The 25576-nt window shown below is 64.5% G+C and carries 26 protein-coding genes and 1 pseudogene; 20 read left to right on the top strand and 7 right to left on the bottom strand.

Translation table 11 applies throughout. The features are described 5' to 3' along the window. The 9 genes and pseudogenes from Q7J26_RS15985 to Q7J26_RS15945 all read left to right on the top strand — a co-directional run. The coding region (locus tag Q7J26_RS15985; RefSeq protein WP_304937357.1) for a hypothetical protein at nucleotides 1-567 on the top strand (567 nt) is incomplete at its 5' end. Then, entirely contained in the window at nucleotides 567-989 is a 423-nt protein-coding gene (locus Q7J26_RS15980) for a hypothetical protein (RefSeq protein ID WP_304937356.1), read from the top strand. The genes Q7J26_RS15985 and Q7J26_RS15980, both read left to right, overlap by 1 nt. 185 nt (nucleotides 990-1174) lie before the next feature. After that, nucleotides 1175-1678, top strand: coding sequence for a single-stranded DNA-binding protein (gene ssb / locus Q7J26_RS15975; protein ID WP_304937355.1), 504 nt, complete (start codon nucleotides 1175-1177; stop codon nucleotides 1676-1678). Between the two features lie 79 nt (nucleotides 1679-1757). After that, the gene (locus tag Q7J26_RS15970; RefSeq protein ID WP_304937354.1) at nucleotides 1758-2030 is read left to right on the top strand and encodes a thiol-disulfide oxidoreductase DCC family protein; all 273 of its coding nucleotides are present in this window, start codon (nucleotides 1758-1760) and stop codon (nucleotides 2028-2030) included. After that, nucleotides 2027-3328, top strand: a complete 1302-nt coding sequence (locus Q7J26_RS15965) for an SDR family oxidoreductase (RefSeq protein ID WP_304937353.1) — start codon at nucleotides 2027-2029, stop codon at nucleotides 3326-3328. Before Q7J26_RS15970 ends, Q7J26_RS15965 begins: the two co-directional genes overlap by 4 nt. Next, entirely contained in the window at nucleotides 3325-3795 is a 471-nt protein-coding gene (locus Q7J26_RS15960) for a DUF2269 domain-containing protein (RefSeq protein ID WP_304937352.1), read from the top strand. Before Q7J26_RS15965 ends, Q7J26_RS15960 begins: the two co-directional genes overlap by 4 nt. 63 nt (nucleotides 3796-3858) lie before the next feature. Then, nucleotides 3859-4791 (top strand): DMT family transporter, encoded by a 933-nt coding sequence (locus tag Q7J26_RS15955; RefSeq protein ID WP_304937351.1) that lies wholly within the window; start codon nucleotides 3859-3861, stop codon nucleotides 4789-4791. Nucleotides 4792-4820: 29 nt separating this feature from the next. Continuing rightward, nucleotides 4821-5351, top strand: coding sequence for a DUF1003 domain-containing protein (locus Q7J26_RS15950; protein WP_304937350.1), 531 nt, complete (start codon nucleotides 4821-4823; stop codon nucleotides 5349-5351). A gap of 37 nt (nucleotides 5352-5388) precedes the next feature. Next, nucleotides 5389-5619 (top strand): annotated as a pseudogene (locus Q7J26_RS15945) (hypothetical protein); the annotation flags it as partial. A 191-nt stretch (nucleotides 5620-5810) separates the two neighbouring features. On the opposite strand, the gene pseF reads toward Q7J26_RS15945, so the two are convergent. Genes pseF through Q7J26_RS15930 form a run of 3 tightly spaced genes read right to left on the bottom strand, consistent with a single transcriptional unit; the run spans nucleotide 5811 to nucleotide 9343 of the window. Further along, nucleotides 5811-6506 (bottom strand): pseudaminic acid cytidylyltransferase, encoded by a 696-nt coding sequence (gene pseF / locus Q7J26_RS15940; RefSeq protein WP_304937349.1) that lies wholly within the window; start codon nucleotides 6504-6506, stop codon nucleotides 5811-5813. Next, nucleotides 6503-7663, bottom strand: a complete 1161-nt coding sequence (pseC, locus tag Q7J26_RS15935) for a UDP-4-amino-4,6-dideoxy-N-acetyl-beta-L-altrosamine transaminase (RefSeq protein WP_304937348.1) — start codon at nucleotides 7661-7663, stop codon at nucleotides 6503-6505. The genes pseF and pseC overlap by 4 nt, the downstream gene beginning before the upstream one ends. Before the next feature lie 36 nt (nucleotides 7664-7699). Then, the gene (locus tag Q7J26_RS15930) at nucleotides 7700-9343 is read right to left on the bottom strand and encodes a tetratricopeptide repeat protein (protein ID WP_304937347.1); all 1644 of its coding nucleotides are present in this window, start codon (nucleotides 9341-9343) and stop codon (nucleotides 7700-7702) included. A 457-nt stretch (nucleotides 9344-9800) separates the two neighbouring features. Between Q7J26_RS15930 and Q7J26_RS15925 the strand changes: the two genes are divergently transcribed. From Q7J26_RS15925 to Q7J26_RS15900, 6 genes are all read left to right on the top strand, one after another. Further along, entirely contained in the window at nucleotides 9801-11516 is a 1716-nt protein-coding gene (locus tag Q7J26_RS15925) for a hypothetical protein (RefSeq protein ID WP_304937346.1), read from the top strand. Nucleotides 11517-11520: 4 nt separating this feature from the next. Continuing rightward, entirely contained in the window at nucleotides 11521-12588 is a 1068-nt protein-coding gene (locus tag Q7J26_RS15920) for a class I SAM-dependent methyltransferase (protein ID WP_304937345.1), read from the top strand. Next, a complete protein-coding gene (locus Q7J26_RS15915) occupies nucleotides 12588-13370 on the top strand; it encodes a phytanoyl-CoA dioxygenase family protein (protein ID WP_304937344.1) in 783 nt (260 codons plus the stop codon). Before Q7J26_RS15920 ends, Q7J26_RS15915 begins: the two co-directional genes overlap by 1 nt. A 14-nt stretch (nucleotides 13371-13384) precedes the next feature. Further along, the gene (locus tag Q7J26_RS15910; protein WP_304937343.1) at nucleotides 13385-14140 is read left to right on the top strand and encodes a bifunctional 2-polyprenyl-6-hydroxyphenol methylase/3-demethylubiquinol 3-O-methyltransferase UbiG; all 756 of its coding nucleotides are present in this window, start codon (nucleotides 13385-13387) and stop codon (nucleotides 14138-14140) included. After that, nucleotides 14101-14700 (top strand): GNAT family N-acetyltransferase, encoded by a 600-nt coding sequence (locus Q7J26_RS15905; RefSeq protein WP_304937342.1) that lies wholly within the window; start codon nucleotides 14101-14103, stop codon nucleotides 14698-14700. Before Q7J26_RS15910 ends, Q7J26_RS15905 begins: the two co-directional genes overlap by 40 nt. 61 nt (nucleotides 14701-14761) lie before the next feature. Further along, nucleotides 14762-15595, top strand: coding sequence for a GNAT family N-acetyltransferase (locus tag Q7J26_RS15900; protein ID WP_304937341.1), 834 nt, complete (start codon nucleotides 14762-14764; stop codon nucleotides 15593-15595). Here the strand turns inward: Q7J26_RS15900 and Q7J26_RS15895 are convergent. From Q7J26_RS15895 to Q7J26_RS15885, 3 genes are all read right to left on the bottom strand, one after another. Further along, complete coding sequence (locus tag Q7J26_RS15895) at nucleotides 15592-16641, bottom strand: hypothetical protein (protein ID WP_304937340.1); 1050 nt, start codon at nucleotides 16639-16641, stop codon at nucleotides 15592-15594. The two genes, Q7J26_RS15900 and Q7J26_RS15895, sit on opposite strands and share 4 nt — an antisense overlap. Nucleotides 16642-16723: 82 nt before the next feature. Further along, nucleotides 16724-17863: a DegT/DnrJ/EryC1/StrS aminotransferase family protein gene (locus Q7J26_RS15890; RefSeq protein WP_304937339.1), complete on the bottom strand. Its 1140-nt coding sequence runs from the start codon at nucleotides 17861-17863 to the stop codon at nucleotides 16724-16726. A 71-nt stretch (nucleotides 17864-17934) separates the two neighbouring features. Continuing rightward, nucleotides 17935-18873: a phytanoyl-CoA dioxygenase family protein gene (locus Q7J26_RS15885; RefSeq protein WP_304937338.1), complete on the bottom strand. Its 939-nt coding sequence runs from the start codon at nucleotides 18871-18873 to the stop codon at nucleotides 17935-17937. A gap of 463 nt (nucleotides 18874-19336) precedes the next feature. Here Q7J26_RS15885 and Q7J26_RS15880 point away from each other — a divergent pair, with 463 nt between their 5' ends. The 4 genes from Q7J26_RS15880 to pseB all read left to right on the top strand — a co-directional run bounded on the left by Q7J26_RS15880 (nucleotide 19337) and on the right by pseB (nucleotide 23051). Then, on the top strand, nucleotides 19337-20305 hold the full coding sequence (locus tag Q7J26_RS15880) for a hypothetical protein (RefSeq protein WP_304937337.1): 969 nt from the start codon (nucleotides 19337-19339) through the stop codon (nucleotides 20303-20305). After that, complete coding sequence (pseH, locus tag Q7J26_RS15875; RefSeq protein ID WP_304937336.1) at nucleotides 20305-20862, top strand: UDP-4-amino-4,6-dideoxy-N-acetyl-beta-L-altrosamine N-acetyltransferase; 558 nt, start codon at nucleotides 20305-20307, stop codon at nucleotides 20860-20862. Before Q7J26_RS15880 ends, pseH begins: the two co-directional genes overlap by 1 nt. Further along, entirely contained in the window at nucleotides 20859-21884 is a 1026-nt protein-coding gene (gene pseI, locus Q7J26_RS15870) for a pseudaminic acid synthase (protein WP_304937335.1), read from the top strand. Before pseH ends, pseI begins: the two co-directional genes overlap by 4 nt. 168 nt (nucleotides 21885-22052) lie before the next feature. After that, complete coding sequence (pseB, locus tag Q7J26_RS15865; protein WP_304937334.1) at nucleotides 22053-23051, top strand: UDP-N-acetylglucosamine 4,6-dehydratase (inverting); 999 nt, start codon at nucleotides 22053-22055, stop codon at nucleotides 23049-23051. Nucleotides 23052-23174: 123 nt separating this feature from the next. Here pseB and Q7J26_RS15860 read toward each other — a convergent pair whose 3' ends face one another. Continuing rightward, nucleotides 23175-23750 carry a superoxide dismutase family protein gene (locus Q7J26_RS15860; RefSeq protein WP_304937333.1) on the bottom strand — a complete coding sequence of 192 codons (576 nt, stop codon included), beginning with the start codon at nucleotides 23748-23750 and terminating at the stop codon, nucleotides 23175-23177. Nucleotides 23751-23872: 122 nt separating this feature from the next. Between Q7J26_RS15860 and Q7J26_RS15855 the strand changes: the two genes are divergently transcribed. Continuing rightward, the coding region (locus Q7J26_RS15855) for a DNA topoisomerase (ATP-hydrolyzing) (protein ID WP_304937332.1) at nucleotides 23873-25576 on the top strand (1704 nt) is incomplete at its 3' end.

Genomic DNA, 25576 nt, shown 5'->3' with positions numbered 1-25576 from the left:
CCGCCGGCCGCGAGGGGCGGTCTGACCGTCGACCTGGCCGACGCCCCGACGCTGGAGCCGACACGCGAGTTGCGCTGCTTCGTGGACGGCCAGTTCGTGGGCATGGCGACACTGGCCGTCTGCGCCCAACGCAACGGCCTGGCGACCGACGCCCTGGATGTCGGGATCGACGAAACGGGCGCCCTCGCGGCCGCACCCACCGCCGCCTTCGCCCCGCCGCCGGAGCTGCCGCCGGTCGAGATGGCCGAGGCGGATCCGAACCCCCGTTTTGAAGCCAATCCCTCCACCCCCAACACCCCGACGCCTGCGCCGGCCGCCGCCGGCGCCCAGTGCCTGCGTCACTCCGGTTCCGACTGGCGCGTCCTGTCCAGCGGCATGAGCCTGAACGCCTGCGTCCAGGCCCTGTACGCCGGAACCTGCGTGCGTCCCGGCGACGCCCAGTATGGCCGCTGGGGCGACACGACCCTGCGTCTGGTCCCGCGCCGGGTAGAACAGTCGGGTGACAACAGCCGTTTCCGCACCTTGGCGGAGCAGGACCGCAACTGCCAATTCCCGGGTCTGAACTGATGCGCGCGCTCGTCCTTTCCGTCATCGCCGCCGCCACGCTGGCCGCCTGCTCCAATGAGCCGAAGTTCGAGTTCGAACCCGGCGTCTGCTATTTCGTCGCCACGCCGGACGGTCAGCCGCCGCGCCTGCAGAAGATGGGCGAGAACGTCGCCCAGATCGAACTGTGCGCCGGCCAGCTTGAAGAGATGCGCCTTCGATTCCTGCGCATGGGCGGCTCGAACCAGGAGGTGGCGGGCGCCTATCAGGGCCGCTTCATCTTCGTGGACCGCGAGGGGGTCAAGATCGGCAAAAGCCTGACGGGGAGCCGCTTCTTCGCCATGGCCCGTACCGGCGACGGCCGTCTGGCCATTCCCGGCGCCATCCAGCGCGACGACACGGGGCGCCCGATCGCGATCGCTGCGCCGCCGCCCGAAACGAAATAGGGCGCCAGTCTGATCTCAGAAGAGACTTGCACGGTGTGAACAAAGGTGGAACATTTCGTTAATCCACCGGTTTGGCGGGTCTGATGTCGAAAGCGGCTGGCGGTGACCGGCGGCGGCTCTAAGACATCCGACTGAATTACAGGGCGGGCGAGGCGTTCGCCGCTCCCTACGAGAAGGAAGTTTCCATGGCGGGCAGCGTCAACAAGGTCATTCTGGTCGGCAATCTGGGCCGCGATCCGGAAATCCGGTCCATGCCCAACGGCGACCGTATCGCCAACCTGTCGATCGCGACCTCGGAAACCTGGCGCGACAAGTCCTCGGGCGAGCGCAAGGAAAAGACCGAGTGGCACCGGGTCGTCATCTTCAACGACAACATCGTCAAGGTGGTCGAGAACTATGTGAAGAAGGGCTCGACCGTCTATATCGAGGGCGCGCTCCAGACCCGCAAATGGACCGACCAACAGGGCGTCGAGAAATATTCGACCGAGATCGTGGTCAGCCGCTTCAAGGGTGAACTGACCATGCTGGGCGGCCGTTCGGAAGGCGGTTCGTCGGGCGGCGGGTATGCCGGCGGCGGCGGTGGTGGTCGCGGCGACGACGACTATTCCTCGGGCTTCTCCACCGGCGGCGCCAACAAGCCGAGCGGCCCCAAGGAAAGCTACGACCTGAACGACGACATTCCGTTCTAAGGTCTCGACGTGGCGCGGCGGGCTTACAGCTATCGCGACGACCCCGCCGTGCCCGATTTCCCGGACGACCGGCCCCTGGTTGCTGGTCCACTACGGCGTGGACGCCGATGATCCTTATACGATGCTGCTGATCCAGGACGGGGTGGCCCGCGAACGGTCAGACGGCGTGCTGGGCATCGCGGCCTTGCTGCCGCCGCCCTATGGCCTGGCGGTGATCGGGCGGATCGCGCCGCATTTCATCCGCGATCCGCTCTATGACTTCATCGCGCGCCGTCGCCGCCGGTTTCCGGGCGTGACCTGGTGCGCCGTGCCCCCAAAGGGTGTCGATCTAATGGACCGAGTGCTGGGATGAGCGGGCGGGTGCTGGTGCTGGGCGCCAACGGCTTCATCGGCTCCCATGTCGCGGCGGCCCTGTCGTCGCAGGGCTGGGCCGTGCGCGCGGGCGCGCGCCGCACCGACGAACCCACGCGTCGCGCGCCTCTCTATGACTGGGCCGCGGCCGATTTCTCAAAACTGACCACGCCCGCCGCCTGGGCGCCTCTGCTGGCGGAGGTGGACGCCGTGGTGAACTGCGTCGGCGTCTTGCAGAACGGGGCCGGCGACAGCACGCGCGCCGCGCACGTCGATGGTCCCCGCGCCCTGATCGCCGCCTGCGAAGCGGCGGGCGTCCGGCGTCTGGTGCATATATCCGCCGTCGGCGCGGACGATGACGCTGGCACTGACTACGCTCGCACCAAGGCGCAGACCGAACGACTGGTCGCCGGCGGCACCCTGGACTGGCTGATCCTGCGCCCGTCGCTGGTGGTGGACCGCGCGGCGTTCGGCGGCACCGGTCTGATCCGGGCGCTGGCGGCCTTTCCGCTGTTCAATCCGGTGGTGGGGGGTGATCAGATCTTCCGTCCGATCCCGCTGGGCGATCTGTGCGCCGCCGTCGTCGCGGCATTGAAGCCGGGCGCTCCGTCGCGTCAGTCGCTGGACATGCCGGGGCCGGATGCGGTGACCATGATCGAGACGGTGCGCCTCTATCGCGGTTGGCTCGGTTTGAAACCTGCGCCGGTCGTGCCTGTGCCGCGCGCCCTGGCCGCGCCGGCCCTCGTCGTCGGCGACCTGCTGGGGCGATTGGGCTGGTCTTCGCCGATCCGCACGACCGCGATCAAACAGATGGATCACGACGTAGCCGGGCGTGACAGCGGGTGGGCGGACCGATTGGGCGTGCCGTCGCGCGGCTTCTCCCGCTTCCTGGCCGAGACCCCGGCCTCGGTCCAGGACGTCTGGCACGCCCGGCTGTGGTTCGTGCGCCCGCTCTCGATCCTGACCTTGGGCCTGTTCTGGCTGATCACCGGCCTGATCAGTTTTGGCCCCGGCTGGAACGGCGCCGTGGCTATTCTGCACGAGGGCGGCTACGGCGAATGGGCCGGGCTGGTGGCCTGGTGGGGCGCGCTGCTGGATGTGGTTCTTGGACTGGCCCTGTTCGTGCGGCCGTGGACGGCGCGGGTGGCGGTCTTCATGTGTCTGGCGACGGTCGGCTATCTGATCGCGGGCACGCTCAGCCTGCCGCACTACTGGCTCGATCCGCTGGGGCCGTGGCTGAAGGTCCTGCCGATGATGGCGCTCTGCCTGTTCGTGGCCGCTACGGACGCCCGCCGATGAGCCTCTATTTCGCGCTGAAGATCATCCACATCCTGTCCGGCGCCGTTCTGTTCGGCACAGGGGCGGGCATCGCCTTCTTCATGCTGCGCGCCCACGCCACGCGCGACGCCCGAACGGTGGCCGAGGTGGGACGGATCGTCGTCCTGGCCGACTTCGTCTTCACCACCACTGCCGTTGTGATCCAGCCGATCAGCGGCCTGGGTCTGATCCATCTTCAGGGCTGGTCCCTGACCAGTCCGTGGCTGCTGGCGGCCTATGGTCTGTATGTGTTCGTCGGCGTCTGCTGGCTGCCGGTCGTGTGGATCCAGTACCGAATGATGAAACTGGCCGAACAGGCGGCAGGGCAGGGGGCGGCGCTGCCGACCGCCTATCATCGGCTGTTCCGCTGGTGGTTCGCCCTGGGCTGGCCCGCGTTCGCCGGCGTCCTGGTCATCTACTGGCTGATGGTCGCCAAGCCGACGTTCTGAGGCGGAAACCTAAGCTCATTCAAAGTGAGCCGACGCGAGGCCTGCATCGTGCGATAGGCGGGCATGACCGCCGTCCCGCCCGCCGCGCCGCCCGCCCAGTCGCCCGCCAGGCCTCACGCCCTGACCGGGCTGGAGATTGCCGCCATCGTGGCGATTATCGTGGTGTGGGGCGTCAACAACGCCGGCGCCAAGCTGGCGACCGAGACCCTGCCGCCGCTGCTGGTCGGGGCGATCCGGTTCGGCCTTGCGACCGCCTGCCTGATCGTCTTCGTCCGCCCGCCGTTCCCGGACTGGAGGAGCCTGCTGCTGATCGTCATCGTCGGCGGACCGATCCAGTACGGCCTGGCCTACACCGCCTACTGGATGGCGACCGACGTCAGCCCCGTGACGGTGGCCAACCAGTTGTGGATTCCCTTCACCGCCCTGTTCGCCTTTCTGATCCTGGGTGAAAGGCTGAGCAAGGCGGCCCTGGTCGGCATGGGCGTGGCCTTCGTCGGCGTGGCTTGGATGACGCTGGACGCCCATGCGCTGCAGGACTGGAAGGCCATCCTGGTCGCCATCGCGGCGGGGGCCGCCTGGGGCGTGACGACGGTGGTGGCCCGGCGCACCACCTCGATCCCGCCGCTGAAGATGCAGGGCCTGCTGGCGCTCGGCGCCTTTCCTGTCATGGCCTTCGGGTCGGCGGTGTTTGAACATGGGCAGTGGGAGGCGGTGCAGGCCGCCACGCCCATGGTCTGGGCCTCGTTGCTGTGGGCGGGGATCGTCTCCTCCGTCCTGGCCACCACCCTTTTGTTCTGGCTGGTGCAGCGGCGCGAGGCCGGGCGGGTGACGCCCTATCTGCTGGTGACGCCGGTGGTGTCGATGCTGATCGGCTGGGGCTTGATGGGCGACGTGCTGACGCCCCAGATCCTGACCGGCTCGGCCATTACCATGGGCGGGGTCGCCCTGGTCGCCCTGGCCGAACGGGGCTTGCGCGCGGGGGCCGCCAAGGCTTGATCATCGCCTGAGCCTTTCAGGAGACCGCCGTGAACCACGCCCCCATCGACGCCGACCACGTCTCCCGCCGCTGGCTGGGCAAAGAGACGCATGAACTTTCCGCCAACGCGGCCAGCGTCGTTCGCAGCACAGCCGAACGCCGCCCGATCTCCGAGGACGTCAACGAGGCCTTCGACGGACGCCAGAGTTTCGGCGACCGACTGGCGGACCGGGTGGCGATGTTCGGCGGGTCATGGACCTTCCTGATCGCCTTCGGCCTGTTCCTGTTGGCCTGGACGTTGCTGAACCTGGCCCTGCGGCGGGACGCCTTTGACCCCTATCCCTTCATCTTCCTGAACCTGATGCTGTCGATGATCGCGGCGGCCCAGGCGCCGATCATCATGATGAGCCAGAACCGTCAGGCGGCGAAGGACCGTCTTGATGTCGGCAACGACTATCAGGTCAACCTGAAGGCCGAGATCGAGATCATGGCCCTACTGGACAAGGTCGAACACCTGACCGCGCGCCAAGAAGAGCAGACGGAACTGATCAGGACCCTGCTGGCCGAGAAGGGGCGCTGACGTTCCAAATACTCCGTCATCCTCGGGCTCGACCCGAGGCCTCTACAAGGCAGAGGTCGTCCATCGACGCGGGCCATGGCGCACCTTCGAAGCCGTCGAGTACGCCACCCTCGAATGGGTCGATTGGTTCAACAATCGGCACCGGCTCGAACCCATCGGCAACATCCCGCCCGCCGAGGCAGAAAAATGGTTCTACGCAGCCGTAGACGACGTCCCCATCGCCGCACAACTTAAACCAAATAGCCTTCGGGAAATCCGGGGTGGTTAAAATGACCTACTCTTTCTCGGACCATTATGTGATTGCGCCCACGATCCGCTTCCACAGCTCAATGCGGATTTCGGCTGCAACGTCTCGGGGGAAACCGGCGAGCGGGTCACGCCGGGCTTCCAGTATGATTCCGCGACCAATTCCCATTTCCTGACGGTCGAGGAGACGCGCGCGTTCAACGCCCAGGCCGCCTACTGACCTGACTTGGCCAGTTGCATCTTCAGCTCGGCCAGCCGCCAGTCCGTCGGCGTGTCGATGTCCTGGGCCTCCATTGCATCGATGACGAAGCTGCCGGCCCGGCCGGCGAATGTCGGCTGTTTTGTCACGCAGACTTCGCGGGTCATCCAGTAGAACTGCGCCGCGTCATGATAGGCGGGCTCCAAGTCCTGCGATCGACTGGCGTAGTGTTCGGGGCGCCGCATCGCCGTCCGGCCTTGCATGTCGCGGCGCAGGGCACGCTGGATCGGATAGTCGAAGGCGACAACGGGAAAGACCGTATCGAAATCCCCGGTGTCCATCAGATCGGCGGCGCGCTTCAACGTCGACGAGCGCAAGAGCGGCGCCGTCGCCGAAATGCAGCACAGGCGATCGAAGCGCTGGCCGTCCGCCTCGTAGCGATCGATCACTTCGGCCATGACGTCGATGATGATCGCATGATCGTCGGCGGTCCTGGCGCTGCGCAGGAAGGGGACGCTCGCCCCGGCGGCGCGGGCCACCTCGGCGATCTCCTCGCTGTCGGTCGACACCATCACTGTGTCGAACAGGCCGCTTTCCAGCGCGGCCTCGACCGACCACGTCAGCATCGGCTTGCCGGCGAAGTCGCGGATGTTCTTGCCAGGCAACCGTTTGGAGCCGCCGCGCGCGGGAATGACTGCCAGGGCCTTCACGCCATACCCTCCGACGCCAGGCCCTTCACCGCAGAAATCACGCGCTCCACCTCCTCGTCGGTCATGGCGGGGAAAAGCGGCAGGCTGAGCGCCGTGTCGTAGTAGCGATCAGCGGCCGGGAAGGGACCCGGCTCGCCGTAGATCTGACGATACCAGGGCTGATGCGGAACAGGGATGTAGTGCACCTGCGATCCGACGCCCAAGGCGGCGAGCGCGGCCATCACCTCGGCGCGGGACCGGCCGATACGCTCGAAGTCGATCTGGACGACGAACAGGTGATATCCGGTGCGGTTCGGCTCCGGGCGCGGCGGACGAAGCCAGTCCAACTCTTCGAATGCGGCCTGATACTGATCGACGATGGCGAGTCGACGATCGATGAACCGATCCAGCTTCTTCAACTGGCTCGAGCCCAGGGCCGCCTGGATCTCGGTCAAACGATAGTTGAATCCCAGCAGTTGCTGTTCGTACCACCAGGTTCCGGGCTGCTCTGACAGGCGGGCGGGGTCACGCGTGATGCCATGTGAGCGGAGGAGAAGCAGGCGTTCGTACAGCGCCGGGTCATTGGTCGTCACCGCGCCGCCTTCGCCCGTGGTCATCGTCTTGACGGGATGAAACGAGAAGACGGTCGCGTCCGAGTGTCGGCAGTCGCCGACCTTGCCGTCGCCATGTTCTGAGCCGATCGCATGGGCGGCGTCTTCGACGATGCGGGCTCCGGACACGCCAGCGATTTCGCGAAAGGCGGCCATGTCGGCCGGGCGGCCGGCGAAATGGACAGGGGCGATGACGCGAGTTCGATCAGTCAATGCGGCGCGCGTGGCCGCAGGCGACAGGTTCAGGGTCTCCGCGTCAATATCGGCGAACACCGGCGTTAATCCCACATAGGCCATGGCGTTAGCCGTCGCCACGAAGGTGATCGGGCTGGTGATCCCCTCTCCGGGACCGAGATCCAGCGCCGCCATGGTCAGATGAAGGCCTGCTGTGGCGTTGCTCACCGCGACCGCGAATCGGGCGCCGACATAGGCGGCAAGCTCGGCCTCGAACTGGGGCGTCGCCGGGCCCTGGGTCAGAAAGTCGGATCGGAGCGCGGCCAGGACGGCGCGCTCGTCATCCGCGTCGATCCACTGGCGACCATAGGGGATGAAGCCTTTGGGCTCCATGTTCAGCGGCCCTGCGCCGTCAGCGCCCGAATGATTTCAGGCCGCATCAGGCCGCGATCCGCTCGTGTGATCCGACAGAAGTTCCTCGCTCAGGGCCTCGGCCATCTGCCGCATCACCTGCTCCCACTGATCGAACTGTGTGGCGTGGAAGATGCGGGCGGAAGGATAGCAGGGCGCTTGATCCGAACCGAACCCCGTCCACGAACCCGGACCGGCGCTGACAAACACCCGCACGCCCACCGCCGCCGCGATATTGGTCGTCGCCGTCGATGGCCCCATGACGGCGTCCAGCGCGGCGCAGAGCGCGGCCAGGTCGTCGAGATCCATCTTCAGATCGATGCCGGGCGGCGTCCAGATGTCGAATCCGCGCGACCTGGCCGCCGCCAGGTCTTCCTCGGCATTGGCGTACTGAAGGTTGATGAACCGAACGCCCGGCGTTTCGAGAACGGGGCTCCACAGGGTGAACGGCGAATAGTGGCGCTGGCGCGACCCGCCCATCTTCATGCTCTTCCACAGCACGCCGACATAGGGGCCGGGCCCGCTGTCCTCGAGCACCTGACGCCAGTGCGCCACGCGTTGCGGATCGGGGACCAGAAACCCCGGATCGCGGGGGAAGGCGGCAAGGCTGGTCCGGAAACGCCGGAAGAGGCTGGCCATAGGAGTCCAGACGTCGATCGGGGCGGGCTGATCGCCCAGATCGACCGTTCGAAACAGGGTGTTGAACTGACGGACGGTCTTGTGCGGCAGTACCTTCGCCTGTGGAAAGCTGCGCTGGAACAGCGTCACCAGTCTTCGTTCGACGGCGATGATCAGCCGGCCGTCAGGGCCGAGGGCGTTCAGGGTGTCGCTTATGATGTTGGCGAAAAGGACTTCATCACCCAGGCCCTGTTCGCCGTAGATCAGCAGGCTCTTGCCGCGCAGGTCGTCGTCAAGTTCCCAACGTCTGCCGAATTCAGTGAAGACAAAGGCGCCTTCAGAAGCCGCATCGAACCGAGCCTCATAGCTGTCGAACCCGCCGACTAGGTCGCCGGTGAGCAACTGCGTGAAGGCCTTCGCCAGGCGGATGGAGGCAATTTGGCGGGGGTCGGTCAGGCCTTGCGAGGCAAGGTCCATGTCCTGGAGCGCCCTTTCGGATTCGCCGAGAACGGTCAGGCAGTAGGCCCGGTTATGGCGGGCCTTATGGAAGCCTGGATCCAGTCGGAGCGCCTCATCATAATAGACCATCGCTCCAGCAATATCGCCGCTCTCGCTCAACACCGTGCCGAGGGTGTTCCATAGAACCGGGTGTTCGGGATTGCCGTTGATGCTGTCGCGCAGCAGGGCGAACGCCTCATCATATCGGTTCTGGTCGCGAAAGACGCAGGCCAGGCTGTCGGCGACCTCTTCATTGCCTGGCTCGCCCGCCAGGAAGCGTTGGAACAGCCTCTCGGCGATCTCCAGCTTACCGAGGCGATAGGCCAGCTGACCCACTTCGCGCACCACGGAGAGATCATTGGGGGCCAGCCGAGCGGCGGCTTCATAGGCCGTGAACGCCTTGGCGAACTCGCCCTGTTTGTCAAAAGCCACGGCCAGCATCCGCCAGGCCAAGGCATTGCTGTCGTCCAACTCGAGCGCCTGCTGAAGACGCGTCGAGGCGGTGGCATAGTCCTGCCGAGCTAGGGCCTCCAGACCGGTCTTCAACCGGATAAGGGTCTTTCGCCGACTCGCCTGCGCCTTGGCCGATAGCTTGGCGCCGCCGCGGCTGTCTTTTTCCTGGGCCTTTATGAGACTGGCGAGGGAGTCCGATAGGGCCGAATCCCCTTTAAGCCCTTCGAGGATGGGGCGCGGTCGTGATGCGGAATCTTTGAGCCGGTTCACCAACTATCTCCTCGATTGAAACATAGTGGCAAAACGGGGTTAACGTGATCTTTCCCCCGCTTCGGCCAAGTCCTCCGGGAGCAGGCGGGGCGGCTTTGCGAGCGACCCTGTGCGGCGATGGTGCAACGTGTGATCTTTCTGGAGAGTGGCAGGCGATTAGACTGTCTGGTCAGGAGGACTCTGAAGATGCGCAGCGCTCAGGCGACCGGCAGCGTCCCGTTAACGCCTCGTTTAACGAAGCACACCAACTTGACATAAAAGGACAGACGGTCGCCCCATCATGCCGGTTTCCCATGCCCTCGAGGACGTCACTTTTCCGCCGACCCTGGAGGATGGCCGCGGCGCCCTTGCCCGTGGAGATTCGGACCAAGCGGTCGAACTGTTCTACGCCATAACGCAGAACAAGCCTGCTGACTGGGAAAGCCGATACTGGCTTTACAGCGCGCTGGTTGCAGCCGGACATGAGACTCTTGCGCGTCAAATTCTGATCGATGCCTGCAATCTGCATGCTGTGGCGCTCATACGGGCGGTCGGCATGGACATGGAGCGGTTCCGCTCCGATTCCGCCTACTGCGGGTCCGTGGGTCGACAGCTGTATATCGCCAATCAGATGGGGGCGGCGACGCTGGCTCTGAGCAAGGCGCTGGATTTCGACAATCTCGCCCCTGATGTCCTGATCAATTATGGCCTGGCGATGCAGCATCAGGGTCGGATGGCCGAGGCGATCGATGTCTTTACCCTTGCCGTCGAGCGCTTTCCCGGGCCTGCAATCCACGGCTTTCTTATCTACGCGCTGTTTCACGGGCCTGACCGTCTGAAGCAGGTATCGGACGAGGCGCGCAGATGGGCCGCCCTCTACGCCCCGCCCCACACATTTGGGACGAAGACGATCGCCAACTCGTCGGCCGCAAATCGACGCCTGCGGATCGGCTATGTCGGCCCGAGCTTCTCGCGCAATCAGGTGGCCCAGTTTCTTATTCCGGTTCTTGAGTCTCACGACCCGGCGTCCGTGGAAGTCTTCCTGTACTGCGCGGATCCATCCGTTGAGATCGGCCTGCCAGAAGCCTGTACAGTCAGGGCGATCGGGGCGATGCCGGACACCGAGGTCGTCGAGCAAATTCGCGCGGATGGGATCGATGTCCTCGTCGATGTCTGGGGTCACACGGCTGGCAGCCGGCTATCGGTCTTCGGGCATCGTCCGGCGCCCGTGCAGGTGGCCTGGATAAATTTCGTGCAGACCACCGGACTGAGCAGCATGGATTATGTGCTGCACGCCGACAGCATGGACGCCCCCGGAACGGCGGATTATTTCGTCGAGAAGATTTGGCGAATGGGCGATATCATGGCGCCCTATCGACCGGCGCCGGATCGCCCCGATCCTGCGCCGACGCCGGCGCTGCGCAACGGTTACGTCACCTTCGGATCCTTCAACAATCCGGCGAAGATCAGCGAACAGACAGTGATCGCCTGGGCGGAAATCCTTCGGACCCGTCCGACGAACCGGTTGCTGTTCAAGTACCGATATTACGTCGATCCCGTCTTGCAACGGACCACGCAGGCTCGATTTTCCGCCTATGGGGTCAGCCCCGAACAACTGCAGTTCCAAGGGCACAGCACAGGGGCGGACTACCTGAACGCCTTCTCCGAGATCGATCTGGCGCTCGATCCTTCGCCCTGCACGGGCGGGACCACCACATGCGACGCCTTGGCCAACGGCGTGCCGGTCCTGACGCTCGAGGGCGACGATTTCTTTTCGCGGATTGGCCTGCCCGCGCTTGTGCCGTGCGGGCTGACCGAGTTGATCGCGAAGGACTGGGACGACTACGTCAGGCGCGCCTTGGACCTGACCGCCGACGCTTCACGCCTTGACGGCCTCCGTCAGCGGGTTCGCCCCGCGTTCGACGCCTCGCCCTACCGTGACGAGGCGGGCTTCACGCGCAATCTCGAAAGTATTTTCCGCGAGATGCACGCGCGCGCGATCGTGGAGGCGCACTGAGGTCATGACCGAAACGGTCCTCGTCTTTCCGGCCGGGACGCCGGACGCTCTGAAATACCGGAGCGAGGCGGCCGAGCGGGGACATCGTGTCGTCGGGGCGTCGTCTCTTGCGTGGAATCCCGAAGCGGGCCGCTACGACAGCTGGGAGTACCTGCCCTATGTCCATGATCCTGACTTCGCCGAGGCATTGCGACGCCTGATCGAACGTCTGGGCGTTACGGCCATCTATTCTCCTCATGAAGTCGTCAGCGCCCATCTTGCCGAAGTTCTTCCGGGGCTTTCCGCGAAGGTCAGCTTGATCAGTGTCTCGCCGCTTCTGGCCAAGGAGCGGGCTTACCGCGCCCTCTGGGACCGCGCAGCCGAGATAAGCGCTGCGCCCGACTGGTTCGGCGGCGGCGCCCCGCGTCTCGCCGGTCCCCGGCTGGCCGGTCTCTTGCGTTTTGTGGACGATGTGCCCGGCATGTCCGACAACGACAAGATCGCGGCGATGATAGAGGTCGCGCGTCACGTCCCAGCCGGAGATATCGTCGAGATCGGATCGTGGTGGGGCCGGTCCGCGGCCCTGTTGGCCCTGTTGTCACGCCATCACGATCTTGGTCCGGTGCTGTGTATCGATCCATGGCGAGCCGACGCCTTGGCGCAGGGCGTGGCGATGTTGGACAAGGCCAGCGCAGCCATGAACCTGGACGACGCTCTCACCATCTTCGAGACCAATCTCGCGCCCCTTGCGGACGGGCGAATCAACTATATTCGCGCCACCTCGACTGTGGCCGCCGAACGCTATTGTCCCAGCTTGACTGTAGAGACCGAGGTCCTGGGCCGCACCGTCTATGCGGGCCGGATCGCCCTGTTGCATATCGATGGCAACCATTCTCTGGAGCGGGTGACAGAGGACGTTGAGAACTGGACGCCGTACATGGCGCCGGGGGGCTGGGTGGTTTTTGACGACTATGTCTGGGCCTTTGGCGATGGCCCTCGAATGGTAGGCGACGCCTGGTGCACGCGCCACGCGGACCGGATCGCCCGCAGCTTCGTCATGGGCACCGCCCTGTTCGTCCAACTGGAACCCTAATGACCTTGGATCAGAGCCAGATTGACGAACAGATGCGCACCTTGGGATGGGTGCGTTTCGAGGGCGTGCTGGACGCAGACCAGGTCGCCGCTTTGGGACGAGACGCGGAGGCTGTCTACGCCAAGCGCCGCATGGTCCAGGTGCAGAACGGCGTCGCCGCCAATATGGAGGGCGCAGGTCATCATGCGCTCGGCCTGGACAACAGTCTGGATCGTCTTGTCGGGGATATGCCCTTGATGGACCAGATCGAGCACTATTTCGACGGCAAGACCATTCTGCTGAATTTCGGGGTGACGCTGCATCCACCGGGGGTCACGACCTATACGCACAAGCCCCACAGGGACATCCGGACCTGGTCCAACGGTTTTAGACTGTCGCTGAACATGCTGGTGATGCTGGACGACTTCACCGTTGAAAACGGCGCGACCCGACTGCTGGAAGGATCGCACCGCGTAGAGGACATGCCCTCGGCGGACCATTTTGCCCAACAGGCTATTTCTCTTACCGGCCGGGCAGGGGACATCATTCTGTTCGACAGCCTGGTGGTTCATAGCGCGGCGCCCAATCGTAGCGCCGCGCTGCGCCGCGGCCTGACGCTTTGTTTTGGCCGCCCATTCATGAAACCGCATATGGACTGGCCCCGCTTCCTGCCCGTCGAGACCCATTCCGGCCTGACGCCGACAGCGCGCCAACTTCTGGGGTTTCATGCCCGGGTGCCGACCAGCGTCGAGGACTATTATCAACCCCCTGAAAACTGGTCGTTCAAGGCGGATCAGATATGAGCGCGACAGATCCGATGACTCACCCGAGCGCCGTCGTCTCGGCCGAACATCAGCGGTTGGCGGCGGCCGTGGCCTCCTACGGCGAGGGCGCAGCCCCGTTCGACGCCCTGATGCGGGGGTATATGATGCGCGCCTTTTCTCCGTGGTTCGCGGACGGCGCTTGCCTTCAGGTCGGCTGCGCGCACGGCGACCAGACCAGCCTGCTGCTTGAGCGGTATGACGACCTGACGGTTCTGGAGCCCGATCCCACCTTCGTCGGCCACACGCGCAAACGGCTGGGTGATCGTGTGGTCGTCATCGAGGCCCTGCTCGAGGACTACGAGACCGATCGACGGTTCGACACCATCGTATTTTCGCATGTGCTGGAGCACGTCGCGGAGCCGGTGGCCGCCCTGCGTCGACTGGGTGCGCTCCTGGCGCCCGGCGGGCGTCTCTATGTGGTTGTGCCCAACGCCGAGGCTCCGTCGCGACGCATCGCGGTGAAAATGGGCTTGTTCAGCCATCTGGAAGGCCTGTCCGCAGCAGATGAGGCGGCGGGTCATCGCCGTGTCTACAGGCTGGACACCCTGCAACGCGACGTCGCGGCCGCGGGACTGAACGCTGAGCACAGCGGAGGAATTTTCTACAAGCCCCTGGCCAATTTTCAGTTCAACGGCCTGATTGGAGGTCCGCTGATCAGCGACGATTTCCTCGAAGCGTGTTATGCCCTTGGCCAGGAACGGCCGAGCGAATGCGCCAGCATCTTTGTCGTTGCAAGGGCTGCACGATGAGCATTTCAGGTCGCCGAGTACGTCTACGGGCGCTGGAGCCGGGCGATATTCCGCTGCTGCATCGCTGGGCCAATGACCCTGCCATTTGGAGGCAGTTGGGCGGCTGGCAATTTCCCTCCAGCGAGGCGAGCACCTTGGCCTGGCTGGAAGGTCTGGCGACCGAACGGCTGAATCAACGTTTCGCGATCGAAGGCTTGGAGGACGGCCAGCTGCTCGGTACGGCCAACCTCGTCGCCATAGACTGGAAGAATGGGACCGCCTTCCACGGCATGATGCTGGGCGCCGCCGAGACGCAGGGCAAGGGCTATGGTCTCGATACGGTCATGACGATCATGCGCTATGCCTTCGATGAGCTGCGGCTGGAAAGGCTGGACGGCGACATAATCGAATACAACGCCGCATCGCACCGGCTCTATGTCGGCAAATGCGGATGGCGCGAGGAGGGCCGGCAAAGAGGCTGGCATTTCCGCGAGGGGCGTCGCTGGGACAGGATCCTCGTCGGCGTCACACGCCAGGACTATGCCGATCTGGTCGCCGAAAACCGCTACTGGGTCGACTGAGCTCGTGCATCCCTATGCGAGCCTGGCCTACGCCCATGCGCTAAGCCACGCAGGACGGCCGGTGGCCGTACCGGAGTGGGGCGTTCCGATTCTGGCGCGCTCCATTCCTCGGGATCTCAATCCCGCCTTTGGTGAGGGCGAGGATGCCATGGGTCTCTATCCCTTGACGCCGCTTGCGACGACCGCAGACTTGAGCGGCGGACTGGAGCGGTTGTGCGGCCTCGGTCTGATCTCGGTCGTGCTCGTGCCTGATCCGCTTGCAGGCCCCCCGCGGGAGCGTCTTTCGGAGGCGTTCGGCTTCGTTCAGCCGTTCAAGGCCCACCTGACCATCGACCCCGCCCGCGGCCGCTACAGCCCCAGCCGGCATCATGCCGAACGCATCCGCCGGGGACATCGCCGGTGCCGAATCGACGTCGGCCCCTTGCCGCTCTGGCTCGAAGACTGGAAACGCCTCTACCGGGGTCTGGTGACCCGCCGGAGCGTCTCCGGGGTGGCCGCCTTTCCCGACGCCAGTTTCGAGGTCATGGGGAAGGAACCGGCGCTGGTGGCCTTCGCAGCCTCGGTCGGAGACCGTATCGTCGGCATGACGCTATGGTTCGCCTGCGACGGCGTCATCTACAACCACCTGACTGCGGTCGATACGGATGGATACGCCAACGGCGCCAGTTTCGCCCTCTACGACACAGCCATCCAACATTTCGAGGGGCAGGGCGTGGTCAACCTGGGCGGAGGCGCCGGGATCGGCTCCGGAGAGGGGGGGCTCTTTGCCTTCAAAAGCGGCTTCGCCAATGGAGAGGTCATGACTTCGCTGTGCGGTGCGGTTCTCGATCCCGCGCGATATGCCGCCCTGAGCGCCGGCGTGGAGACCGAATTTTTTCCGGCTTACCGCGCTTAAGCGGTGCGGAGAGGTGGTGAGCCTGCGAATTCCAGGACGGCGTCGACGATGCGCATCATCTCTGGCCGCCCGTAACGGCCGTCCAGGGGCAACGAAACACAACGACTGCTGAGCCGATGGGCGGCGCCAAATTGGCTGGGAGAGGGAAGGTTCTCCCAATGGCGAGCAGCCCAGATTCGCCGGTCTGCAAGATGGGCGACGAGATCGGCTGCATTCGAGACGACGATAGGAAAAGCCAAGGGCGCGAATTGCGGAGCCGGATCGGGCCACAGCGCAAACGGAGCCAGATGTGCAGCGAGGCTTTCCCAGTTGCGACGACGGGCGTCTGCTTCGGGTTGGATGGCTACTAGATCGAGTGCGGCGAGGGTTCGATCACTGCAACAGCGGGGCTCGGCGTCGTACGCTGTCTCGCGGGCTCGGTAGTTTGGGAACCATGTGTCAGGATCCCGCCCCTCAGCGTCCGCACGCCGGCCGTCATTGGCCGTCCACAGGTCGGGCAACCCTGGCCGGGTCGGGGGAGCAGGCAGGTCTGACCCAACGAGAAGGCCGCCATCAGCCACGCCCAGCAGCTTGCGCGGACTGTAAAGCCGGATTGCCCCCGGGATGCCCGCTCCCGGGTCCAAAGCCTGGGCGCGGTCCTCGATGATCAGGAGGGAGGGAAAGTCAGAAGCCAGCATCTGGAACTTGGTCTCGGGCGGGCGGCCAAACCAGGCGATCGTCAGGACCGCATCATCGGGCGCCAGGCCGGCGCGCACGGACTCGACATCGCAGTTGAGTTGATCGTCCACCCCGTACCAGATCGGTTCCACCCCCGCCCTTGTCACGCCCTCGACCAGAGCGCGGCAAATATAGGCCGGCAGCCAGAGCCGTTTCACTTGGCGGGCCACAAGCAGAGCGGCTAGGGCCGCGCGGGCGGTCGCAAAAGCGCGGGTGTCGCTCTGTCCAGCCGTCCAGGCCGACCACACTGTAGCCGCGCAAAACGATGAGCTGGCCCGGTCAGCCGCAGGGATAACGCTGCCTATGCCTTTGGGCGGCGTTCCCATCATGTCGAATCTTTCCTTCCTGTTCCGTGAGGGGGAGGGAACCGACACTGCCGCCATCGGGGATGGTGTTGTGCGACACCCAAGGTCAACGGCCTGCGAGCGCCAAGTTCAAGGCGGCGGCGACACGCGAAATATCATCACCGTCCATGTCGATCGCGAATGGCAGGCCGAGCACGGAACGGCTCAGGGTCTCGGTCACGGACAGATCCCCACGCGGGTACTCAGCGAAAGCCGGATTCAAGTGACAACCCCGGTCCCACCAGCGCCGGGTGTGAATGTCTTGGTCCTGGAGTCTGTGTTCAACGGCGTCAACCGATCCGTTCGGGAGGCGCACGGAGCATACGCTGGTGACCCATCTGTCGCCCCAGCCCGGCTGGAACTGAACGTCAGGAAGAAAGGTCATGGCGGCCTTCATCAACAGCGCGGCACGTAAAAACTGCAGCCGGTCGGTCTCCCAGCTGTCCAGGGCGGCCAGACCCACTGCGGCCGCATACTCGCTGAGTTTCGCATTCGTCGCCGCGATGTCCGAGAGGCGTGAGCCGCGAAAGCCGAACGTCGTTGACTGCCTGACGCGCGTCGCCAGGTCGGCGTCCGTCGTCGCCAGAAACCCACCTTCGCCGATACCGAGGACCTTGGTCGCGTGCAGGCTTATTACGGTGGGAATTTCCGCTGCGTGTGCCTGATCGAAGGCGGCGGCGGCGTCCAGCACGACGGGCAAGCCGGCGTCTTCGCGCAGCGCTTTCCAAGCTTCGAGATTCGGCATGGCGCCGAAGGCGGCGACAACGACCACGGCCGATACCGGAGCGGGCGCCCATGCGAGGGCGTCGCGCACGGTCTCAGGTCGAAGCATCCAGTCGTTCGGGTCCACGTCGAGAAACAGGGGGGTCAGGCCGGCGGCGATCACTGCATGGGCTGTGGCGACGAAGGTGTAGGACGGAATGGCGACCAGACTGCCCTTCGCGAGGTCCAGCGCATTTAGGGTCAGTGTCAGGGCCTGGGTTCCGTTCACGCAGGTGACCACCTTGGAACCCGGCTCGAAGCGGCTCGCAAGTCGGGATTCGAACTCCGTTAGAAGAGGGCCAAAGTTCGAATAGCTCCGGGCCGCGTCTATGCGACGCAGATACGGGAGAACAGCGTCGGCGTCGGGTAGGCGCGGACGAGCCGCTGGAATAACTCGCCGAGCGAATTCGATGGGGTGATGTTCGGCGGCGATGGGGTCAGACATGTTCAGGGCTGCGCAATTTCTCGATGAGAAGATGTTGGGCACGATTCATGAGGCGTTGGCACGCAAGGGGGTCAGCCCTCGGCCGTGCGCACCAGGTTGCTTTTGATCTGCGCTGATCCGTCCGCAGCCAGATCCATCCGCGTCGTCTGCAGGAGAAGCGGGCCTCGAATGGCTGCGTTCACGGCGGTAAGTCCCCCTACGGAAGGTGACCGCCGGCTGACTAGATAACGCAACGAGATACGTTCGTGGTCCGCAGTATCCGGCTGAGTTCCATGCAGGGTGAAAGGGTGCCAGAGGGCGGCAAAGCCCGCTTGGCCTGTCAGAACGGTCTGTCGCACCTCGACAGACTGCCCATCCGGGCCGTTGTAGAGCCAGGCTTGTCCGTCCTTGCGCGAGAGCATGTGCGGGAAGGTTGTCGCGCCGAGCACATGGCTGCCCTCAAGCAGGAAAAGCGGCGCGTCAGATCGGGCGACCGGATGAAGGTAGACATATACGGTGACAAAATCGGCTTCCTGGTCTTTGAAGTCGATGATGTCCTGGTGGAAGTCGATGCCGTAAAAATAGGTCACATCCCGATACTCGGGTTTCACATATGGGCCCAGATTGTTGACGGGGGCTCCTTCGATGCGCGCCTTCAACCAGTTTGGAATCGACCGGGATGGAACGCCGCAGACAATCTTGCGGTCTGTGATGACATAGTCAGGTCCAAGCACCTCTGTGAGGGCGCTCACCAAACCGCGATCCTGCTCAACAAAAGCCAGCTCTGCATCGAACTGTTCAAGAAGATTTCGTCCAGGACGAGGGTTTACGCCGCGATACTGCGGATTGAGGTCGAAGGCCTCTTCTTCCAGGAACAGGCTTTCGTCGAACCTACGCATGGCCCTGATCTTTTTCAGCAGCGCTGTCGCGCCTGCGGGGTCCAGCGGCCGTTCGAACCGATATGCGCCATCAGAGATCAGCGCCTGTGTCACAGATGGCCCTATGCTGGTGTTCTCGGCCGCCGTGCTCATTGCCTTCCCCCGTTTGTAGTCGTTTTCATGTTATCCTTCGGCGTCGAACCGCTCGTGAGCGGTAGGCGAAAAGAGGTTCTCAACCGTGCGAGCCCTCGAAACTTGAGGGACATTCGGATCAAAGTACCCTGATTCCGGTCCGGATCGAGCGGTTAGGGTTTCGGCGGCAAAGCCAACGGGGCGTCGACTGTATGGGCAGAGTCTTCGTGCAGCGACTTTGATCGTCGCGATAGCTTGTTGAGACTTATTGTCAGTTCAATAGTCGTGCATCGCAGCGGCAAATCGCGTAGCTAGCCGAGAGGACGACCCGACCGACCCCTTTCGCGGGGACATTAGACGCAGTGACCCACGTCGAAATCGAGGTTCAGGACATGGACGCCAAAGGGGATTGGCGGATGACCGAACGCCAACAAAGTCTGCCTCATTCCGGCGCATCGCGATGACTACGCCGGGATTGCTTATAGTGTTCACCGAAGGCGATCGGGTGCGGGGGCTCGGCCACGTCAGTCGGTGCAGTGCCTATGCGGAAGGCTGGTTGCTGCGAGGCGGACAGGTTTGCTGGATTCTGGACGGTGACGCGGTCGCTGTCGCCGCGATCGGCTCCGGGCAGGATGTGATCCAGCGTAGCTGGCAGGAGGACGGAGAGACCCCGGGCGGTATTCGGGCGGGCATCGCTCTGATCGACAGCTATGCCGCCTCGGCCGAGGCCATGGCGACGATCGCATCCAATTCTGACGTCACAGTCTTCATCGATGACCTGGGCTCGTCCTATCCGTCGGGCGTGGTCGTTCATCCGGCCCCGGATCGGCCGGTCTCCGAGACGTCCGAAAGCGAAAGGGTGCTGAACGGTCCGTCGTGGCAGCCTTTGCGTCCGCCGTTCTGGGATCTGCCGGAGCGCCTGCCCGCGCGGCCTGACGTCGAGCGGATTCTGGTGATCTTCGGCGGAGGCGACCTGCACGGGCTCGGCTTGCCCATGGCCCGCTTGGCCCGGGAGGCCTATCCTGCGGGGAGGATTGATCTGGTGCTGGGGGCCGGCCAGCCGGCGCCCCCCTCGATGCCCGGCGTGTCCGTCCATCAGGCGATCGACGCCGCCGCCATGGCGTCACTGATGCTGGCCGCGGACATCGCAATCAGCGGTGCGGGGCAGACGGTGTTCGAACTCGCCCGGTGCGGCACGCCGGCCATCCTCGTCGGAATCGCCGCAAACCAGAAGGCCAATCTCGATCACTGGCCGGCCTTGTGCGGCTACATCGTCGCGGGCGTTTGGGACGCTGCGGACCTCGAGGCGCGCGTGAAGGCGGCAATGGCTCAACTGCGGGATCCCGTCGTGCGACAGAGCATCGGCGCCAGAGCCGCAGGCGTGGTCGACGGGCAGGGCGTTCGACGTCTGTTCGATCATCTCGAACGGTCCATGGTTCAGGAGCGCGTCTGATGCGTTATGCCGATTGCCGATTGCGGCCGATGGCCGAGGGAGATCGCGCCCTCGTCCTGTCGTGGCGCAATCAGGATCGTATCCGCGCCAATATGTATAGCGACCACATCATCACGGTCGACGAGCATGACCGTTGGTTTGATCGCAGCCTGGCGGACCGATCTGCCGTCTATCGCATATTTGAATACGGCGACCGGCCGGTCGGCTTCGTATCCTTCACCGAAATTGACCGGGCCCATGGCCGCGCCAAGTGGGCCTTCTATCTCGGAGAGACGGACACTCCGCGCGGATCAGGCGCCGCCATGGAATTGCTCGCGCTGGAAGAGGCGTTCGGGCCGGTCGGAATCCGCAAACTGTGCTGCGAGGTGTTCGCCTTCAACGGCGGCGTCGTCCGGCTGCACGAGCGGTTTGGTTTCACCCGTGAAGGCTTGCTCGCGAAAGAGCGTCTGAAGGATGGCGAGTTGCAGGATATTGTCTGTATGGCGCGGTTGGCCGACGACTGGCCTTCTGATCGGGCGGCCTTGATGGCGAGCGTATTCAAGGAAGATGCGGCATGAGCTTCACCTATCCGGACCATGTGTTCATGGTGGCGGAGCTTTCGGCCAATCATGGCGGTTCGCTTGAGGTTTGCCTTGAAACCGTGCGCGCCGCGGCCGCCGCCGGGGCCGATGCGATCAAGGTCCAGACCTACACGGCCGACGGGATCACCCTTGACTGCCAGACGACGCCTTTTCAGATCAACGACGGAACCCTTTGGGACGGCGCGACCCTGCACGACCTTTACCTCGAGGCTCAGATGCCGTGGGAATGGCATGCACCGATCCAGGCGGAGGCCCACCGCCTCGGTCTGACTTTCTTCTCGTCGCCGTTTGACCTCAAGGCTGTCGATTTCCTGGACGAGATGGACGTGCCGATCTTCAAGATCGCCTCGTTCGAGATCGCGGACATCCCACTGATCGAACATGCGGCGTCCAAGGGGCGCGCTATGATCATCTCCACCGGCATCGCCAATATGGGTGACATCGAGGAGGCGATCGCGGCCTGTCATCGGCAAGGCAACCATGACATCACCCTGCTGAAATGCACCTCGGCTTATCCGGCGCTGCCGTCGGACGCCAATCTGGCGACGATACCGGTCTGGGCGAAGACCTTCGGCCTAAGGATGGGGTTGTCGGATCACACGACCGAGAATGCGGTCGCCATAGCCGCGGTGGCGCTGGGCGCCCGGGTGATCGAGAAACACTTCATTCTCGACCGCGCCATCGGCGGGCCTGACGCTAGCTTCTCGCTGACGCCGGACGACTTCGCCAGCCTGGTTGAGGGAGTCAGGATCGCTGAGCAAGCCATCGGCGGCGTCCAGTCTGGACCCACGGGCCAGGCCCTGATCAACCGCCGCTTCGGCCGATCACTGTTTATCGCGATGGACATGAAGAAGGGGGAGGCTTTGACGCCCGAGAACCTTCGTTCCGTCCGCCCCGGCGACGGCCTCCACCCCCGGCATTATCGCGAGCTCCTCGGGCGCAGACTGCGGCAGGACGCTGTGAAGGGCACACCGCTGGTCTGGTCATTGCTGGACTGACAGACCATGGGGCGATCGCGGGGAGGCTCTCGGCGCCTTGGAGAGTGTTGCTGATGCTGCTCAGGACATGCGAAAACGTGCATTAGAGCCGTCCGGGCGCTCTTCAGACGCGTCGGCGCTGCGGATGCCGGTCTGCGCGCAGCATTAGTTTAGGGCACCTGAATCGCCATGTTCGACGACAAATCGGTACTGATTACGGGGGGCTCGGGCTCGTTCGGGCGGATGTATGTCCGCACCATCCTGGAGCGCTACGATCCAAAGCGGGTGATTGTCTATTCGCGCGACGAGCTGAAGCAGTTCGAGATGCAGCACGAGTTTTCCGATCCGCGCATGCGTTTCTTTCTCGGCGACGTGCGTGACAGGGATCGGCTGATACAGGCCACGCGCGGCGTTGATTTCATCATACATGCGGCGGCGATGAAACAGGTGCCGGCGTCGGAATATAATCCGACGGAATGTATCCGCACCAACATCAGCGGCGCCGAGAACGTCATTGCTGCGGCCCTGGCCAATGACGTCGAGAGCGTGATCGCCTTGTCGACCGACAAGGCCGCCAGTCCGATCAACCTCTATGGAGCGACCAAACTCGTCTCGGACAAGCTGTTCGTGGCCGCCAACAATATGGCGGGCAGTCACCGGACGCGTTTCTCGGTGGTCCGCTACGGCAATGTGGTGGGGTCGCGTGGTTCGGTCCTGCCTCTGTTTGAAAAGCTGATCGCCGAGGGCGTGGAATCTTTGCCGATCACCGACCCGCGCATGACCCGGTTCTGGATTTCGCTGCGTCAGGGTGTCGATTTCGTCCTGACCAATTTCCAGCGGATGCAGGGGGGGGAGATTTTCATTCCGAAGATTCCCTCTGTGAGAATTCCCGATTTGGCCGAAGCGCTGGCCCCCGGAATGCCCACCCACGTCGTGGGCGTCCGGCCGGGCGAGAAACTGCATGAAGTCATGTGCCCAACCGACGACTCCCACCTGACCTACGCCTTCCCGGACCATTATGTGATTGCGCCCACGATCCGCTTCCACAGCTCAAATGCGGATTTCGGCTGCAACGCCTTGGGGGAAGTCGGGGAGCGTGTCACGCCGGGCTTCCAGTATGATTCCGCGACCAATCCCCACTTCCTGACGGTCGAGGAGACGCGCGCGTTCAACGCCCAGGCCTACTGAACTTCCCCCGCAAAAGTGGCCGGGGTTAAGCCGGTCTGCGTTAGACCTCGGCAAGACGGATCGTCACCGCGAGCAATCGGCGCCGGTGAACTCTCGCCCGAGGACGGCGGAGGGAGTGAGGCGTCAGCTCGCGCTCAACGCCGCGCAGGCCACCCGGTCGCCGGCGCCGCCGATGGGCTGGCTGGCGTGGTCGTCGGGATTGGCGTGGATGATGATCGCCGAGCCGTCGGCGTCCCACAGCCACTGGCCCGGCCCTTCCGAGGAAATCCGCGCGCGGGTGGTGAACAGTTCGGCGTTCACCTTGCCGTCGGCGCCCGCGTAGACGTTCGGCAGATCGCCGTCGTCCGGTCCGGCCGCGTTCACCAGGCCGTGCGGAGCCTTGGGCTCGCCGTGGTTGATATGGGCGCCGGACGAGGTGAAGGGCGCGGCGCAGGCGCCGGTCGCATGGATATGGATGCCGTGCCAGCCGGGCGTCAGGCCCGAGGCCTCGACCTTGATCACCAGGCCGGTCGGTCCCTGGCGCAGGTCGACCCGGCCGATATTGGCGCCCTGGGCATTGATCAGGACGGCCTGTCCGGTCACGCCGACAGGCGCCCGTTCGGCCTGCATCTGGGCCGCATCGGCGGTCGAGGCGCAGGCCGCGATCAGGGCCAAGGGGGCGGCGAGGAGGAGGGCGGCGGCGAGGCGTTTGGCGCGCATGTGAAATGTCCTTTCAGAGACGGGCTTTCATGGCGACGTCGCTTTGCCTCCAAGCCCCTAGAATGCTAGAAATCGTCACAGCGGATCACGTTCCGATTCCGGCCGCATAAAGCCACGTTTCATTGACCGACGACAGCTACGACAACGCCGCAACTCCGATCGTTCCGGGAGGCGGCGGCTCCGATATTTCCACGATCACGATCGAGGACGAACTGAAGCGTTCGTACCTCGATTACGCCATGAGCGTGATCGTCAGCCGCGCCCTTCCTGACGCCCGTGACGGCCTCAAGCCGGTTCACCGTCGCATCCTGTATTCGATGCACGACCTGAACATGACGCCCGAGCGCAGCTATTCGAAATGCGCCCGCGTGGTCGGCGACGTGCTGGGCCGGTTCCACCCCCACGGCGACGCCTCGGTCTATATGGCCCTGGTGCGGATGGCTCAGCCCTTCTCGATGGGGCTGATGCTGGTTGACGGCCAGGGCAATTTCGGCTCGGTCGACGGCGATATGCCCGCCTCGATGCGTTACACCGAGGCCAAGATGGCCCCGGCCGCCGTCGCCCTGATGGCCGACATCGACAAGGACACCGTCGATTTCCAGCCGAACTACGACGAGAAGGAGCTGGAGCCTGTCGTCCTGCCGAGCCGGATCCCGAACCTGCTGGTCAATGGCGCGGGCGGCATCGCCGTCGGCATGGCGACCAATATCCCGCCGCACAATCTGGGCGAGGTCGTGGATGCGGCCCTGGCCCTGCTGGATGATCCGAACATTTCGGACGACGCCCTGCTGGACATCGTGCCCGGTCCCGACTTCCCGACCGGCGGCGAGATCATGGGCCGCACCGCGCCGCGCAACGCCCTGCGTGATGGTCGCGGCTCGGTCATCGTGCGCGGTCGCGCCTCGGTTGAAGAGATCAGAAAAGACCGAGAAGCGATCGTCGTCACCGAACTGCCGTTCCAGGTCAACAAACAGACCCTGATCGAGCGGATCGCCGAAATGGTGCGCGAGAAGCGTCTGGAGGGCATCTCCGACGTCCGCGACGAATCCGACCGCCAGGGTATGCGGATCGTCATCGAGCTGAAGCGCGACGCCTCGGGCGACGTCATCCTGAACCAGCTGTGGCGCTACACCGCGATGCAGAGCTCGTTCGGCGTCAACATGCTGGCGCTGAACCACGGCCGGCCCGAGCAGATGGGCCTGCGCGACCTGCTGCAGATCTTCCTCGACTTCCGCGAGGAAGTCGTCGTTCGCCGCGTCAAGTTCGAGCTGAACAAGGCCCGCGACCGCGGCCACGTCCTGGTCGGTCTGGCCGTCGCCGTCGCCAATATTGACGAGGTCATCCACATCATCCGCTCCTCGGCCGATCCGACCGAGGCGCGCGAACGTCTGCAGGCCAAGCCCTGGCCCGTCGGCGACATGATGGCCCTGGTCGAGCTGATCGCCGACCCCCGCAGCGTCGTCATCAACGGCGACAGCCTGCAACTGACCGACGAACAGGCCCGCGCCATCCTGGCCCTGACCCTGTCGCGTCTGACCGGCCTGGGTCGTGACGACATCTTCGGCGAAGCGAACGGCCTGGCCGACACTATCCAGGGCCACCTGACCATCCTGTCGGACCGCAAGAACGTCCTGGCCATCATTCGCGACGATCTGATCGACGTGAAGGACAAGTTCGCCGTGCCGCGTCGCACCCTGATCGGGGAAGGCGACGGCGAGATGGAGGACGAGGACCTGATCCCGCGCGAGGACATGGTCGTCACCGTCACCCACGGCGGCTACGTCAAGCGCGTCGCCCTGAACGCCTATCGGACCCAGCACCGCGGC

Origin of the sequence: Brevundimonas sp., from assembly GCF_030656255.1 — a bacterium.
GTDB lineage: Bacteria > Pseudomonadota > Alphaproteobacteria > Caulobacterales > Caulobacteraceae > Brevundimonas.
This window is presented reverse-complemented; position numbering and strand designations above follow the sequence as displayed.

Coding starts and splice junctions, on each gene's coding strand:
- Q7J26_RS15980 (WP_304937356.1), top strand. CDS start 567: ATGCGCGCGCTCGTCCTTTCCGTCATCGCCGCCGCCACGCTGGCCGCC.
- ssb (WP_304937355.1), top strand. CDS start 1,175: ATGGCGGGCAGCGTCAACAAGGTCATTCTGGTCGGCAATCTGGGCCGC.
- Q7J26_RS15965 (WP_304937353.1), top strand. CDS start 2,027: ATGAGCGGGCGGGTGCTGGTGCTGGGCGCCAACGGCTTCATCGGCTCC.
- Q7J26_RS15960 (WP_304937352.1), top strand. CDS start 3,325: ATGAGCCTCTATTTCGCGCTGAAGATCATCCACATCCTGTCCGGCGCC.
- Q7J26_RS15955 (WP_304937351.1), top strand. CDS start 3,859: ATGACCGCCGTCCCGCCCGCCGCGCCGCCCGCCCAGTCGCCCGCCAGG.
- pseC (WP_304937348.1), bottom strand. CDS start 7,663: ATGGAGCCCAAAGGCTTCATCCCCTATGGTCGCCAGTGGATCGACGCG.
- Q7J26_RS15925 (WP_304937346.1), top strand. CDS start 9,801: ATGCCGGTTTCCCATGCCCTCGAGGACGTCACTTTTCCGCCGACCCTG.
- Q7J26_RS15920 (WP_304937345.1), top strand. CDS start 11,521: ATGACCGAAACGGTCCTCGTCTTTCCGGCCGGGACGCCGGACGCTCTG.
- Q7J26_RS15915 (WP_304937344.1), top strand. CDS start 12,588: ATGACCTTGGATCAGAGCCAGATTGACGAACAGATGCGCACCTTGGGA.
- Q7J26_RS15910 (WP_304937343.1), top strand. CDS start 13,385: ATGACTCACCCGAGCGCCGTCGTCTCGGCCGAACATCAGCGGTTGGCG.
- Q7J26_RS15905 (WP_304937342.1), top strand. CDS start 14,101: ATGCGCCAGCATCTTTGTCGTTGCAAGGGCTGCACGATGAGCATTTCA.
- Q7J26_RS15895 (WP_304937340.1), bottom strand. CDS start 16,641: ATGATGGGAACGCCGCCCAAAGGCATAGGCAGCGTTATCCCTGCGGCT.
- Q7J26_RS15890 (WP_304937339.1), bottom strand. CDS start 17,863: ATGTCTGACCCCATCGCCGCCGAACATCACCCCATCGAATTCGCTCGG.
- Q7J26_RS15885 (WP_304937338.1), bottom strand. CDS start 18,873: ATGAGCACGGCGGCCGAGAACACCAGCATAGGGCCATCTGTGACACAG.
- pseH (WP_304937336.1), top strand. CDS start 20,305: ATGCGTTATGCCGATTGCCGATTGCGGCCGATGGCCGAGGGAGATCGC.
- pseI (WP_304937335.1), top strand. CDS start 20,859: ATGAGCTTCACCTATCCGGACCATGTGTTCATGGTGGCGGAGCTTTCG.
- pseB (WP_304937334.1), top strand. CDS start 22,053: ATGTTCGACGACAAATCGGTACTGATTACGGGGGGCTCGGGCTCGTTC.
- Q7J26_RS15860 (WP_304937333.1), bottom strand. CDS start 23,750: ATGCGCGCCAAACGCCTCGCCGCCGCCCTCCTCCTCGCCGCCCCCTTG.